At 59.9% G+C, this 13640-nt stretch carries 16 protein-coding genes; 8 read left to right on the top strand and 8 right to left on the bottom strand.

Annotation, left to right across the window (positions count from 1 at the left end):
* Position 1: 1 nt before the first annotated feature.
* The gene (locus DTP52_RS01095; RefSeq protein WP_092166820.1) at positions 2 to 316 is read right to left on the bottom strand and encodes a YqjD family protein; all 315 of its coding nucleotides are present in this window, start codon (positions 314 to 316) and stop codon (positions 2 to 4) included.
* A 339-nt stretch (positions 317 to 655) separates the two neighbouring features.
* Between DTP52_RS01095 and DTP52_RS01100 the strand changes: the two genes are divergently transcribed.
* Entirely contained in the window at positions 656 to 1864 is a 1209-nt protein-coding gene (locus tag DTP52_RS01100; RefSeq protein WP_109751466.1) for an ammonium transporter, read from the top strand.
* A gap of 32 nt (positions 1865 to 1896) precedes the next feature.
* On the opposite strand, the gene DTP52_RS01105 is transcribed toward DTP52_RS01100, so the two are convergent.
* Positions 1897 to 3609: a monovalent cation:proton antiporter-2 (CPA2) family protein gene (locus DTP52_RS01105; RefSeq protein ID WP_109751467.1), complete on the bottom strand. Its 1713-nt coding sequence runs from the start codon at positions 3607 to 3609 to the stop codon at positions 1897 to 1899.
* Positions 3610 to 3798: 189 nt separating this feature from the next.
* On the opposite strand from DTP52_RS01105, the gene DTP52_RS01110 reads away from it, so the two are divergent.
* The 3 genes from DTP52_RS01110 (at position 3799) to DTP52_RS01120 (ending at position 5413) form a co-directional block, all read left to right on the top strand.
* Complete coding sequence (locus DTP52_RS01110) at positions 3799 to 4035, top strand: glutaredoxin family protein (RefSeq protein ID WP_109751468.1); 237 nt, start codon at positions 3799 to 3801, stop codon at positions 4033 to 4035.
* 92 nt (positions 4036 to 4127) lie between these two features.
* Positions 4128 to 4448 carry a transcriptional regulator gene (locus DTP52_RS01115; RefSeq protein WP_109751469.1) on the top strand — a complete coding sequence of 107 codons (321 nt, stop codon included), beginning with the start codon at positions 4128 to 4130 and terminating at the stop codon, positions 4446 to 4448.
* A gap of 74 nt (positions 4449 to 4522) precedes the next feature.
* Complete coding sequence (locus DTP52_RS01120; protein ID WP_109751470.1) at positions 4523 to 5413, top strand: pseudouridine synthase; 891 nt, start codon at positions 4523 to 4525, stop codon at positions 5411 to 5413.
* 203 nt (positions 5414 to 5616) lie between these two features.
* Here DTP52_RS01120 and DTP52_RS01125 read toward each other — a convergent pair whose 3' ends face one another.
* Complete coding sequence (locus tag DTP52_RS01125) at positions 5617 to 5838, bottom strand: YgdI/YgdR family lipoprotein (protein ID WP_092197592.1); 222 nt, start codon at positions 5836 to 5838, stop codon at positions 5617 to 5619.
* Between the two features lie 75 nt (positions 5839 to 5913).
* Complete coding sequence (gene mobA, locus DTP52_RS01130) at positions 5914 to 6516, bottom strand: molybdenum cofactor guanylyltransferase MobA (RefSeq protein WP_109751471.1); 603 nt, start codon at positions 6514 to 6516, stop codon at positions 5914 to 5916.
* A 78-nt stretch (positions 6517 to 6594) separates the two neighbouring features.
* On the opposite strand from mobA, the gene moaB reads away from it, so the two are divergent.
* Together moaB and glp are read left to right on the top strand one after the other, a co-directional pair.
* Positions 6595 to 7134 carry a molybdenum cofactor biosynthesis protein B gene (gene moaB, locus DTP52_RS01135; protein ID WP_109751472.1) on the top strand — a complete coding sequence of 180 codons (540 nt, stop codon included), beginning with the start codon at positions 6595 to 6597 and terminating at the stop codon, positions 7132 to 7134.
* A gap of 22 nt (positions 7135 to 7156) precedes the next feature.
* The gene (gene glp, locus DTP52_RS01140; RefSeq protein WP_178082453.1) at positions 7157 to 8344 is read left to right on the top strand and encodes a gephyrin-like molybdotransferase Glp; all 1188 of its coding nucleotides are present in this window, start codon (positions 7157 to 7159) and stop codon (positions 8342 to 8344) included.
* 48 nt (positions 8345 to 8392) lie between these two features.
* On the opposite strand, the gene DTP52_RS31285 is transcribed toward glp, so the two are convergent.
* The gene (locus DTP52_RS31285; RefSeq protein WP_232200418.1) at positions 8393 to 8701 is read right to left on the bottom strand and encodes a hypothetical protein; all 309 of its coding nucleotides are present in this window, start codon (positions 8699 to 8701) and stop codon (positions 8393 to 8395) included.
* Between the two features lie 346 nt (positions 8702 to 9047).
* On the opposite strand from DTP52_RS31285, the gene yegS reads away from it, so the two are divergent.
* Positions 9048 to 9965, top strand: a complete 918-nt coding sequence (gene yegS, locus DTP52_RS01150; RefSeq protein WP_109751474.1) for a lipid kinase YegS — start codon at positions 9048 to 9050, stop codon at positions 9963 to 9965.
* Here the strand turns inward: yegS and DTP52_RS01155 are convergent.
* The 3 genes from DTP52_RS01155 to DTP52_RS01165 form a co-directional block, all read right to left on the bottom strand.
* Entirely contained in the window at positions 9949 to 10608 is a 660-nt protein-coding gene (locus DTP52_RS01155) for a response regulator transcription factor (protein ID WP_109751475.1), read from the bottom strand. The genes yegS and DTP52_RS01155 overlap by 17 nt on opposite strands.
* A complete protein-coding gene (locus DTP52_RS01160) occupies positions 10605 to 11498 on the bottom strand; it encodes a sensor histidine kinase (protein ID WP_109751476.1) in 894 nt (297 codons plus the stop codon). Before DTP52_RS01160 ends, DTP52_RS01155 begins: the two co-directional genes overlap by 4 nt.
* Positions 11499 to 11731: 233 nt before the next feature.
* A complete protein-coding gene (locus DTP52_RS01165) occupies positions 11732 to 12202 on the bottom strand; it encodes a hypothetical protein (RefSeq protein WP_109751477.1) in 471 nt (156 codons plus the stop codon).
* Between the two features lie 481 nt (positions 12203 to 12683).
* On the opposite strand from DTP52_RS01165, the gene DTP52_RS01175 reads away from it, so the two are divergent.
* The gene (locus DTP52_RS01175; RefSeq protein ID WP_039588994.1) at positions 12684 to 13607 is read left to right on the top strand and encodes a chemotaxis protein CheV; all 924 of its coding nucleotides are present in this window, start codon (positions 12684 to 12686) and stop codon (positions 13605 to 13607) included.
* The last annotated feature ends 33 nt before the right edge of the window (positions 13608 to 13640 follow it).

A 13640-nucleotide genomic window follows, 5' to 3' on the forward strand; every position in this document is an offset into this window, starting at 1 on the left:
ATCAGCGCCGTGTCGCCAGCAAACCAATCAGAAAGCCAACGCCCGCGGCAATGCCTACCGATTGCCAAGGGTTGGCCTGTACGTATTCCTCGGTGGCGACCACGGCAGCCTGGCCGCGTTCACGCATGGAATCTTCCGTCAGCTTTAGTGTTTCGCGGGCGCGCAAGAGGGTTTCGTGGATCTGGCTGCGCAGTGCATCGGCTTGATCGCCTGCCAGCGTCGCGGTGTGATCGAGCAACCGCTCCGTGTCGCTGACCAGCGTCTGGAAATCTTCCATCAGGATTTCTTGAGCAGTCTTTGCCTGGGTTCTGGCCATCGGTGGATCTCCGTAAGTGACGTCTGAAACGTTCGAGTATGAGCCTTGCGGGAAGGTTCAGTACAAGTGACTGGTACAACTTTTGCTCAGGCTTTTGCCATGTACTGGTGCGTCAGCCTGCGCCAGTGCGCTGAAGCTGGGCGAAAGCCCGCAAAACCTTAACCCAAATAATCAAAACCCGCGAAGCACCTCCAGGCGGGATTTCGTTTTGCCCGTTCTTGCGCACCAAAGCGGTTCGTCGGCCTGCGTTCGGCAGATGAGCTGTTTCAACTTGGTGCGCTTGCGGGGTGAGCGAGCCGGTTTGGTGCTTTTTTCAACTTTTTCAGGTCTGCCAATACCATGGAAAATATGCAAAGTGCCGTGGACAGTCTGGTCCACAGCTCCAACACGCTGTTCATCCTGCTTGGCGCAGTCATGGTTCTGGCCATGCATGCCGGCTTTGCGTTCCTTGAAGTGGGAACGGTCCGACAAAAGAACCAAGTCAATGCGCTGTCGAAAATCCTCAGCGATTTCGCGGTCTCGACCCTGGCCTATTTCTTCATAGGCTATTGGATTTCCTACGGTGTGACTTTCCTGCAACCGGCGGCGGCGCTCAGTACCGATCATGGCTACAGCCTGGTGAAGTTCTTCTTCCTGCTGACCTTTGCCGCCGCGATCCCAGCCATCATCTCCGGCGGTATTGCCGAGCGTGCGCGGTTCGCACCGCAGTTGTGTGCCACGGTGCTGATCGTGGCGTTTGTCTATCCGTTTTTCGAAGGCTTGGTCTGGAACGGCAATTTGGGTCTGCAAGCCTGGCTGCAAGCCCGGTTCGGCGCCAGTTTCCATGACTTCGCCGGCTCCGTGGTGGTGCATGCCATGGGCGGCTGGCTGGCGCTGGCTGCCGTGCTCTTGCTGGGGCCGCGTAACGGCCGCTACCGGGACGGTCGCCTGGTGGCATTCGCGCCTTCGAGCATTCCATTCCTGGCCTTGGGTTCGTGGATCCTGATTGTCGGCTGGTTCGGTTTCAACGTGATGAGCGCCCAGACCTTGCCCGGGGTGAGCGGGCTGGTGGCAGTCAATTCGTTGATGGCCATGGTGGGCGGTACCGTGGCGGCATTGATTGTCGGGCGCAATGACCCAGGTTTCCTGCACAACGGCCCGCTGGCCGGGTTGGTGGCCGTCTGTGCCGGTTCCGACCTGATGCACCCGGTCGGTGCGCTGGCCACCGGTGCCATTGCCGGTGCCTTGTTTGTCTGGTGCTTCACTGCGGCCCAGGGCAAGTGGAAGATCGACGATGTGCTCGGCGTCTGGCCATTGCACGGATTGTGCGGGGTCTGGGGCGGTATTGCCTGTGGCATCTTTGGCCAGACTGCCCTGGGTGGCCTGGGTGGGGTCAGCCTGATCAGCCAGTTGTTCGGCACGGTGCTGGGTGTTGTCGTCGCCCTGGCCGGAGGCTTTGCGGTCTATGGGGTGATCAAGGCTGTGCTGGGGCTGCGCCTGACCCAGGAAGAAGAGTATTACGGCGCCGACCTGTCGATTCACAAGATCGGCGCGGTCAGCCAGGACTGATCGTCGCACTAACGAACTAACCACACAGGCCACTAAGGCTCCTTGTCCTGGTTACCGGGATAAAAGCCATGGAGCAGACGGTAACGGTCGTGACGCACCTGATCCACATGATGCCGGACCTGTTGCTCGGGCAGGCCCAGCATGATCAGGGCGTGGGAGGCCAGCATCAGGCTCGACTCCAACAGTTCCGGGACCACTTCGCTGGCCCCGGCAGCCTGCAACTCGGCCAGTTGGCTGTCGTCACGGGTACGTACCAGGATGGGTATCTGGTGGTTGACCTGTCGAGCCGCCTTGAGCACGGTGATAGCAATGTCGGTCTTGTCCACCGCGATCACCAGCAACCTGGCGCGGCTCAAGCCAACGGCCGCAAGCAGGTCACTTCGTCGCGAGTCTCCATAATGCACGCAGTTTTCCCCGACGGTGGCTTCCTGGATGATCACCGGGTCGTCATCCAGGGCGACGAACGCCTGGCCTTCGCGGCGCAGGAAGCGCCCGATGGACTGGCCGACGCGACCGTAGCCGCAAATGACTACATGACCCGACAAGCCGGCATTGAGTGCGCTGATCTGGTCCAGTTGTGCTTCTTCGTTGGGTTTGCGATGCAGGCGCGCAGCGATGCGTGGTGCCGCGCGCAGCAACAGCGGGGTCAGTAGCATCGAGCAGAATGTCGCGGCCAGCAGCAGGCCGCTGATGTCGGCGGGCATGAGGCGGTTTTGCTGCATCTGTGCCATCAGGGCAAAGCAGAACTCACCACCTTGGGCCAGGGCCAGGCCGCTGCGCCAGGCCGTTTCACCGTCGCTGCCGCGCCATTTAACCAGGGCGGCGACCACGCAGCCCTTGATGAGCATCAAGCCGAGGGTCAAACCCAGGATCAACAAGCCGTCATCGAGGAACAGCTGCAGGTCGATCAGCATGCCGATGCTGACGAAGAACAGCCCCAGCAGGATGTCGCGAAACGGGCGTATGTCAGCTTCGATCTGATGCCGATAGTGGCTTTCCCCCAGCAACATGCCCGCCAGGAAAGCCCCCAGGGCCGGCGACAAACCGAGCAGATGGGTCAGCCACGCCGTCAGCAACACGATTACCAGGGCAAGCAGCACGAACAGTTCGGCGGACCGGGACGCAGCCACCTCATGGAACAGCCTGGGCAACAGCAGCCGACTGGTCAGCAGCAGGCCACCGAACAAAACCAGGGTCTTGCCCAGGGTCAAGGGCAGCGCCCAGTACCACGGGTGCTCGCTGCTGCCAGCGAATACCGGCACCAAGGTCAACAACAGCACCGCGACAACGTCCTGGAACAACAACACGCCGATGGCGTTCTGGCCGTGGCTGCTGAAGATCTCTCCCAGGCTGGTCAATTCCTTGCTGACGATAGCAGTGGAGGACAACGCCAGGCCTGCGCCGAGCAGCAACGCGGCGATCACCGGCGCGCCACACAATGCCAGCAATCCCGCCAGGACCGCTCCCGAGCACAGCACCTGCAGGCTGCCCAGGCCGAACACGACCCGACGCAGTTCGAGCATTTTCGACAGGGAAAACTCCAGCCCCAGCGAGAACAGCAGGAACACCACCCCGAGCTCGGCCAGGTCTGGCAATTCTTCGCTGTCGTTCACCCAGTCCAGCGCGGTAGGCCCGACCGCCAACCCGACGCAGAGATAACCCAGCACGGGTGGCAGGCGCAGCCGCCTGAACAAGGCGATGACCACCAGGGACGAGGCAAGGATGATCAGCAGATTGGCGAACAAGGGGAACTCCGTTTCAAGGCTACAACCTACAGCGTAGAGGGGAAAATGCGCCAAGCGTCGCTGGAAAAGCATTTGTGTTCAGTGATTTGCATCAGCGTTTTACCGAAACACCCTGGAGCGAGCCAGCGACTCGACGGTTTCCCGGGGCGGGCCTAGAATGACCGTCTAACTTTTTTGGGTCTACCCACCATGCTTCCTGAATGCCAGCTGTTCGGCACCCTGGGGTGTCATCTATGTGAAGTTGCAGAAGGGGTGCTGATGCCTTTCGTCGAACATGGATTGTTGGTGGAGCTGGTAGACATTTCGGAGCGTGAAGACTGGGTGGACGATTATGCGCTGCGTATCCCCGTGCTGCGCAGGCTGGATACCGGTGCCGAGCTGGAATGGCCCTTTGAGGCCGAACAGATCGTGACCTTCCTCCGTTGAGCGGTTCGTCCGTCAGTTCCTGATACGGCGGTTAGCGAAACTAGCGTGCTTCGGTTACTGTATGTGCATACAGCTATCTGGAGTGTTCCCCCTTGGTCAATGTCGAACAACTGAAAAGCAGTGTAAACAGGATGTCCGCGGACGTTGTGCGTGAGGCAGTCCTGGAGCTGCGCCTGGATGGCCTGGTGACCGAAGGCAAGACGCCGTTCAATAAGCTGCATTTCAACACCTGTTTTGCCGAGATCGAAGCGTTGTTCCAGCGCGCCGGCTATCACAAACAATTGGATGTGGTGGGTTACCAGGGCTTGCTCTACGCGCTGTACGATCCAGGTCGCTGGGAGCCGGTGGAGGTGCTGCGCTGGTTGAAGGAGTTCACCGAAGCGGCGGCAAAATCGACGTCAGTCTCGGCGTAAAGCAATCATCGCTGGGCTGGCTGGTGCGACTGTCGGATAATGCCGCCCTGCAAAAAAATGCCTAAGAGTTTTCAATGTCCGGTCCATCGTTTTCCGCCGCTCATCATCAGGCCAGTACGCTGTATCTGCCGCCCGGTTCCTGGTCGACGGTGTTGGAGTGCCTGTGCGAGCATTTCAGCGCCATCAGTCGCGAGCAGTGGTTGGACCGGATCGCCCGGGGCCGGGTATTGGATGGGGAGGGCAAGGCCATCCCTGTCGATTTGCCGTACCGCGAAGGCCTGCGCATTCACTACTTCCGTGAAGTGCCCGACGAGAAGCCGATCCCGGTGGTGGAGTCGATCCTGTATGTCGACGAGCACTTGGTGGTGGCAGACAAACCGCATTTTCTGCCTGTCACCCCGGCGGGCGAATACGTCGAGCAAACCTTGTTGCGGCGATTGATCCGGCGGCTGGACAATCCGCATCTGGTGCCCTTGCACCGCATCGACCGGCATACGGCCGGGCTGGTGTTGTTTTCGGCCAACCCGCACACACGTTCGGCCTATCAGTCGTTATTCCCGACGCGGCAGATCGAGAAACGCTACCAGGCCATTGCCCGTGCATTGCCCGGGTTGACCTTTCCCCGGGTGCATAAAAGCCGGATGATCGATGGCGAGCCGTTCTTCCGGATGCAGGAAGGGCCGGGCGAGCCCAATACCGAAACGGCCATCGAAGTGCTGGAGCGCAATGGCGAGCTGTGGCGGTATGGCTTGTATCCGGTTACGGGCAAGAAGCATCAGTTGCGGGTTCACATGAATGCCCTTGGGGCGGGGATTTGCAACGATCCGTTTTATCCTGATGTGCTTCGGGATGTTGAGGATGATTACGCTAATCCGCTTAAGCTGCTGGCTCAGGGGTTGCGTTTCGTTGATCCGGTTACGGGGCAGGAGCGGGTGTTCGAGAGCGGTATTTCGTTGCAGTGGTAGTTTTTTTGTTCAGGGTATGGTGTGTATATCCGTTATTTAGGTAACGGCGGCTTAGGGTTCCGCCCCACGTAAGGGCGGAACCCTAAGTGGCCGTTACCGCAGCAACGGATATACACCCAAGCCCCAAGCCCCAAAAAAAACCGGCGCTTCCCTCTTCAGGAAGCGCCGGTTTTTCCAGCAACATCGGGCAGCAACGTTACAGATTACAAATCCTTAACGGTACGAACCTGATCCTTGTTCACACGAGTCTGCTTGCCATCCAGTTGCTCAAATTCGTAGAAGCCGCTTTCTTCATCGTAATGTGGAGTATCGACGGCCTGGATTTCGCGACCGTCATTCAAGGTGATCACTGTTGGCGATGCGCACCCGGCAAGGGTGGCGAGGCCCAGAGCGAGCATGAACGTGGCGAGGGTCCGTTGTATCATGGTGTTTCTCCGAAATGGATTCTTCAAGTTACTGACCTTCAGACGTATACATCGCGCGCAAGTTCCTGGCTAGTGTCAATCTGACACGCCTTTATGTTGGGCCAGTAACTCCGGCGTGTTCAGGTTGGCCAGCCGGGGATCGTCGGCCGGGCATTGCAATGCAACGGCGTGGAGTGCGCGCATGATTCGGCCGGGGCTGCGTTCGCCTTCGCTCCAGGCGTGTTCGAAGCTTCCTGCCAGGACCAACGGAATGACGCACAGCAGCGGCTCCCAGTGCTCGCCGTGCCGCACCATCAGTGGTTTGTCGGGGTGTTGGCTGGCCATCTTGCGCATGTTGTCGAGCAGGCTTGAGTCGATTTGCGGTACGTCGCATGGCAGCACCAGCAAATATGGATGCTTCGCTGCCTTGAGGCCTGCCCGGATGCCCGCCAGCGGCCCGGGGAAGTCGCCTTCCTCGTCATGCACCAACTGATCGGCATACATCGCATAATGTTGCCTATTGCGGTTGCAAGAGATGATCAGGTCGTCGCTCATGGCGCGGGTCTGGCGATGGAGATGGGCTATCAGCGGTTCGCCCTGCCAGTGCACCAGGCCTTTGTCCTGGCCGCCCATGCGTTGTCCGCGTCCGCCCGCCAAGAGCAGGATGGAGCAGGAGGGCAGTGGCGTGTTCGAGGTCATGGCGTGTCTCCGCACGGGCGAAAAAATGAAGCGCTGTGATATAACACCGGGCTGTTTCCTCCACAACTGGACGAGCCTATGAAAGCCAAGGCTGATGTACCTTTCGTGCCGCTCAATATCGCGGTGCTGACTGTCAGTGATACCCGTACCCTGGAAACCGATACGTCCGGGCAGGTCTTCGTCGATCGGCTCACGGCGGCCGGCCACAACCTGGCAGCGCGGGTCCTGCTCAAAGATGATTTGTACAAGATCCGTGCGCAAGTCGCGACCTGGATTGCCGAGGACGTGGTGCAGGTGGTGCTGATCACTGGCGGCACCGGCTTCACGGGGCGTGACAGCACGCCGGAAGCCGTCACCTGCCTGCTGGACAAGCAGGTCGATGGCTTCGGCGAGTTGTTCCGGCAGATATCCGTGGCTGACATCGGCACTTCCACCGTGCAGTCCCGCGCGCTGGCAGGCCTGGCCAATGGCACGCTGGTATGTTGCCTGCCGGGTTCGACCAACGCGGTGCGTACCGGATGGGATGGCATCCTGGCTGAACAGCTGGATGTGCGGCATCGGCCGTGCAATTTCGTGGCTCATTTGAAACAGGCAGATCCGTGTGAATCCCGTGGGTAAACCGGGCAAGGGCGGTGCCTTGATGGCCGTTGAGGTTGCGTTGGAGCGGCTGCTGGAGATGGCGGCGGCCACACCGATTGTCCAGCGTGAGCATTTGCCTTTGGCCGCAGCGCTAGGGCGAGTGCTGGCTGAGGACCTGGTGTCGACCCTTGATTTGCCGCCATGGCCCAACAGCGCCATGGACGGCTATGCCTTGCGGCTGGCTGACTGGAATGGCGAGCCGTTGAGGGTCAGCCAGCGGGTTTTTGCCGGGCAGGCACCGGAACCGCTGGCCGCTGGCACGTGTGCGCGGATCTTCACGGGGGCGCCAGTCCCGGCCGGCGCCGATTGCGTCGAGATGCAGGAAAACGCCGTGGTTGAAAGCGACCAGCGCGTGCGGTTTACCGAGCCCATGGTCAGCGGACAGAACATTCGCCCCCAGGGACAGGAGGCTACCGTTGGGGAGCAGGTTCTTGCTGCCGGCACTCGCTTGGGGCCGATCGAGCTGGGGCTGGCGGCATCCTTGGGCTGTGCAACGCTGGAAGTGGTGCGCAAGGTCCGCGTTGCGGTCCTGTCCACGGGGGATGAACTGGTCGAACCCGGTCAGGCGCTGGGCCCAGGCCAGATCTATAACAGCAACCGCGTGCTGCTGTGTGGCTGGCTGCAACACCTGGGCTGTGAAGTGGTTGACGCGGGTATCCTCCCCGACGATTTATCGGCCACCCGTGAGCGCCTGGCACAGTTGTCAGATGTCGATCTGATCCTGTCCACCGGCGGGGTATCGGTGGGCGAGGCGGACTTCCTGGGCATCGCCTTGCGCGAGGACGGCGAGCTGGCGCTTTGGAAGCTCGCTATCAAGCCGGGTAAGCCGCTGACGTTCGGGCATTACCGTGGCGTGCCAGTCATAGGCCTGCCTGGAAACCCTGCCTCGACCCTCGTGACTTTCGCGCTGTTGGCAAGGCCCTACCTGCTAAGGCGCCAAGGCGTCCAGTCGGTGGCGCCGCTCAAGTTCAAGGTGCCGGCCGGTTTCGCCTGGCCGAAGGCGGGCAGTCGACGAGAGTATTTGCGCGGTCGCATGGAGAATGGTCGAGCGATCATCTACCGCAATCAAAGCTCGGGTGTCCTACGCAGCGCGGCCTGGGCCGAGGGGCTGGTCGAAGTGCTCGAGGGGCAGACGCTGGTTGAGGGCGATGAAGTGGGTTTCATTCCCTTGAGCGAAGTCCTGGGTTAGCTGTTCTCCGGCCCGAGTCGGGTACCCGGGCCTTCATGCACCTCACCTTCAGCGCGTGAGCAGCATCACCAGTTGATCGAATCGATTGTTGGCAATCCAGCCCAACAGGCCGAGCACCACCGCTGCGGCGCCAGCCGAATAGGCCAGCCTGTGGCGGATCACCTTTACATCGGTGCGAATTTCATCCATGTCTTTGCGGATGTATTTGAGGTGGGTTTCCAGCTCAACGACGCGCGGTTCCAAATCAATTCCTCCAACGGGATTACTGCAACTTTTGCATTCGTTTCGAGTATCGGCCTGCCCGCCCTCAAAGGGCGCGCGCTGCCGGGGCAGCAGCTTGTATTCACGGTTATGCATGGGACGGTTCATCCCTTTGGCCATAACTGTTCGAACGACTGAGCCGGCCCCGGCGAGCCGTGATGTATCCATCCATGGGTAAGTGCTTCCTTGTGTGATGAGGTTTTAGCGTTCCAGCAAAACAGAGGGCCAAGGTGTCTCAATACCGCTAGAGGGTCAATTGAGCTGATTCGCCAGGTCTTGTAAGAAAACTCTTCGAATCAAGGCGTACCGATCAGGCGAGCGGCCCAACGGGTTCTCTCCTGGGGCAAACCTCCTGCCCTTTTTAATAAATTGAGGTGCACCGAGACTTTTTCGGTCAAATGAGCGGTCCCATTTCCTGAACCTTCCAATGACGGAGACAACGATGAGCAAAGGCAAGGCACTGTTGATTTTGCATGGCAAGCAAGCGCTCAACGAAGAGGTTCGCACGGCCGTGATGCTCAAGCGCGAGCAGGGCTGGGACCTGGCGGTACGGTTGACCTGGGAGGCCGGTGATGCCCAACGATGCGTCGATGAGGCGCTGCGGGCCGGTTACACGCGACTGATCGCCGGCGGCGGTGATGGAACCTTGCGTGATATCGCCGAAGCGATCGTCCTCAAGTCGAGCGATGCCAGCCTGGTACTGCTGCCGTTGGGTACTGCCAACGATTTTGCCCGGGCCGCCGGTGTTCCGTTGGAGCCTGCGCAGGCCCTGGATTTGCTCGACGTTGCGCCGCAGGCCGTGGATGTGGGTGAAGTCTGCGGCCGGATTTTCCTGAACATGGCCACCGGCGGTTTTGGCAGCCAGGTGACGGCGAATACCTCCGAGGACCTCAAGAAAGTCCTGGGGGGCGCGGCCTACCTGTTCACCGGCCTATCGCGATTCAGTGAGCTGAGTGCCGCCTATGGCGAGTTGCAGGGTCCCGATTTTCACTGGCGAGGCGATTTGCTCGCGCTGGGTATCGGCAATGGCCGGCAGGCGGGGGGAGGTCATGTGCTGTGCCCGCAGGCCTTGGCCGATGATGGGTTGCTGGACATCAGCATCCTGCCGGCGCCTCAGGAAGTGGTCAGTACGTTGAAGGACTTGCTGGCGGGAGGCCTGGGCATCGATAACATGTTTGTCCGCGCACGCTTGCCATGGGTGGAGATCAAGGTCGCCCAAGGCCTGGATATCAATCTCGATGGTGAGCCGTTGCAGGTGGACACCCTGCGTTTCACTGTCCGCCCGAAGGCACTGCGCGTGCACTTGCCGTCCGATTCGCCGCTGTTGGGCGCTGCGGCGGCGCTCAATCGTCCAGGCTGATGATTTTTTCGCGCACGGCGAACAGCACAAGTCCGGCCACGTCGTGGATCTGCAGGCGCTTCATGATTTGCGCCCGGTGGGTTTCGACGGTCTTGATGCTCAGGTTCAGGCCGTTGGCAATTTCCCGGGTGGACTTGCCGCGCACGATCAGCCGCAATATTTCCAGTTGGCGTGCGGTCAGGTTATGGGCCTGGGCGGGGTCCGGCTGCTGCTTCTGGACGCGGATCAGTGCCTGGTTGATCACGGTATGGGCGATGGCCGGGCTCAGGTAGCGTTCGTTGTTGCGCAGCGCCTCCAGGGCGTGTTTGAGCTCATTGACGGTGGTGTCCTTGAGCAGGTAGCCATGGGCTCCGGATTCCAGCGCCTGCATGATCAGTGCTGGATCCGTATGCATGGACAGGATCAGCACCTTGCTATGGGGACGCACCCGTTTGAGCTGTTGCAAGGCATCCAGGCCGCTGGTGTCCTTCATGGAAATGTCCAGCAGCACGATGTCGGGGTTCAGCCGTTCTACCAATTCCACCAATTGCGTGCCGTCATTGGCTTCGCCGATCACGGCATAGCCCGGGATGTCCGTGACCAGCGCGCGTACGCCAGCCCTGATCAGGGAGTGGTCATCTACCAGAAGCAAATTACAAATCAAAGGAGAACCTTATTCTTACTGGCTCGTTCCAGGGCGCGCGGCGCCCAGGGAAAGCGTGCTTCGATGTGCGTGCCTTTGCCGGCCTCGCTGATGACCTTGAGGGTGCCGCCCAATTGTTCGACCCGCTCCGACATGCCGGCCATGCCCCGTTGACCTTCACGAGCGGGGTGGGTGGCCGGGACAAACCCCTGGCCGTCGTCGCTGATCAGCAGGGTCAGGCCGTCGGGCAGGCGTTGCAAGCGTACCAGCAGATTCGTCGCCCGGGCATGGCGCAAGATGTTGGTGACCGCCTCCTGGGTGATCCGGAACACCGCGACCGACATCTCCTCGGGGATGCCTGTCATGCGCTGTTGGCAATCGAGGCTCCATTTTACCGGGGCATTGGCCAGGGTCTTGAGCAAATGCGCCCGCAGGCTGGCTTCAAGCCCGAGGCTGGCCAGTTCCCTGGGGTTGAGGATCGCCGATACATCGCGGACCTTGTTGAGGGTTTCGTCCAGGGTCTCGCACAGGAGCTCGCACTGGCCCTGCAGTTCTTCCGGTACCCGGCGCTTGAGCCATTCGCCTTGCAGTTTCGCCGCGGTCAGCAACTGGCCAATGTCGTCGTGCAGTTCGCGGCTGAGCCGATGACGCTCGTTTTCCTGGACCTCGAGCAACCGCTCGGCCAGTTCCTGCGGCTGGAACTTGATGGATTTGCGCGACAATCGATGGTGGATCCAGACACAGGTCATTGCCGCGACATTCAATGCCAGCAAGCTCAACGGCACCGTATGGGCGTACAGGTAGGTCAACAGGCAGCCGAGGGTCGAGCAGATGCACAATAATAATGTGAAGCGACGGGCGTTTTCTCGGGAGGGAGGCCAGGTGATAAATGACTTGAGGCTGGCGTGCATAGCGGATGGAGCCAATGAATGTTCGCTGCGGGCTGGCCGGTCAGCGCATCTGACAGGCCGGGTCGGGTAAACGTTTCAGGTCGAGGGCTGCTTCGGTTGGCGGCTTTTACGGCGCTGTCTTGAAGTGGCTGACGCGGGAGATAGTACCACTTCACATTTCGTTGGTCGCGTTCGGCATGGCGCGACGAAAGCGCTATGGACCAGGCACTCCGCATTGAGCCGGCATCATCGTATCAGGCTTGTTTCTGGGAGTAGGGTACCAACGCCAGCGGACGTGACGCTGCCAATGCCTGGCCAGGACTCTGGCCTACCTGGAAGGCAAATGCTTCGATCAACGAGATCTGTTCGCTGCTGTCCAGGCTCAGCTGGCCGGTGGTGTGATCGACCAGTTCCAATTGCCAGGCCATCAGGGTGAGGCAATCCTTCAGGGCATCCAGGGCCTGGTCATGCAACTGCATGTGGTTCTGCGCGTGGCTGAGCAAGCCATGGATGTGCAGCGAAAACTCCGAAACGGCTTCCAGCGCCAGGGCATTGGCCTTGTTCGAGAGTTTCAGCAAGGTGCTGAGCATGCAATCGATGGCATCCTTGTCGTTGTTGATCAATTGCAGATGGCTCAGGCATTCCTCCGACTTGGCCAACAGCGTCTCGGCCTCGATCAGAAGCTCGGGAAGACGCTGACTCCAGTTTCTACGATCGTTCGGCATGCTTATCTCCACAACATCATGTCAGGCGAAAGAAAACCGCGTATGGCGAACGGCTGGATCTCAAGGACGACCGCGAACGGACGCACGGCGACATGCCCGGGCCGTTCAGCGAAGGCAAATTCGCTAACGATTGCACGGGCGGGATCGGCCGAGAGGCTGCAGGTCCGATATCCTGTGGTCGCGCACAAAAGCCTGACTCCGTTCAGCAATGAGAATGGCGTCACATTAATGGCTATTGGATAACGGGAATATCAGGTTGGACCTGATTGTGCCTAGGGGAATCCCTTAGACAAGGGAACTTTGCACGCGAACCAGGGTCGCGCGGCAGGGGAAATTGCAGGTGAAAATCATGAAGCCAGTAAAGCATGATGTTAATGTGACATCAATGCCCCTCGCTCGTATTTTATCCGGGGTCAAGATTCGGTTCGTGCAGCCGATATCTCTTTTATTGGATTCAACCGAACAAGCCCAGGAGTCATCGATGGCCGGCATTCTCGACACAGTAGATCAGCGAACCCAACTGGTGGGTGAGAATCGCCTGGAAATTCTCATGTTCCGCCTCGCGGGTCGACAGTTGTTCGCCATTAACGTGTTCAAGGTCCAGGAAGTCCTGCAACTGCCCAAGCTGACCCTCATGCCGCAGCGTCACCCGTTCGTGTGCGGTGTGGTCAATCTACGGGGCCAGACGTTGCCTGTGATCGACCTGTCCCAGGCCATTGGCATGCGTCCGCTGGTGCCGGGTCCGAACAGCACGATTATCGTGACCGAATACAACCGCTCGGTTCAGGCATTCCTGGTGGGTGGAGTCGACCGCATCGTCAACATGAACTGGGAAGCCATCCTGCCACCGCCGACCAGCGCTGGTCGCGAGCATTACCTGACGGCCATCAGCAAGGTGGACGATCAGTTGGTGGAAATCATCGACGTGGAAAAAGTCCTGGCCGAAATCGTGCCATACAACGCCAAGGTCTCCCGGGACAAACTCGAAGACCCGGTGCTGGAGCGCGCTCGTGGCCGCGAAGTGTTGCTGGTGGATGACTCCAACGTCGCGCTCTCGCAACTGCGCGATACCTTGGGTCAACTGGGCGTGAAGATGCACATCGCCAGCGACGGCCTGAAAGCGCTGAACATGCTCAAGGCCTGGGCCGATAGTGGCGAGGTGATGACCGATAAATTGCTGATGATCTTCACCGATGCGGAAATGCCGGAAATGGACGGCTACCGCCTGACCACCGAAATCCGCAACGATCCGCGCTTGCGTGGGCTCTATGTGGTACTGCACACCTCGCTGTCCGGCAGCTTCAACGATTCGATGGTCAAGAAGGTCGGTTGCGACAATTTCCTCTCCAAATTCCAGCCGGACAAGCTGGTCGATGTGGTGCGTCAGCGGCTGATGCTCGACTGAAGCTGATGGTGGTTTGCTTCAATGGCCGGCTCG

The organism is Pseudomonas sp. 43mfcvi1.1, assembly GCF_900115935.1.
GTDB lineage: Bacteria > Pseudomonadota > Gammaproteobacteria > Pseudomonadales > Pseudomonadaceae > Aquipseudomonas > Aquipseudomonas bijieensis.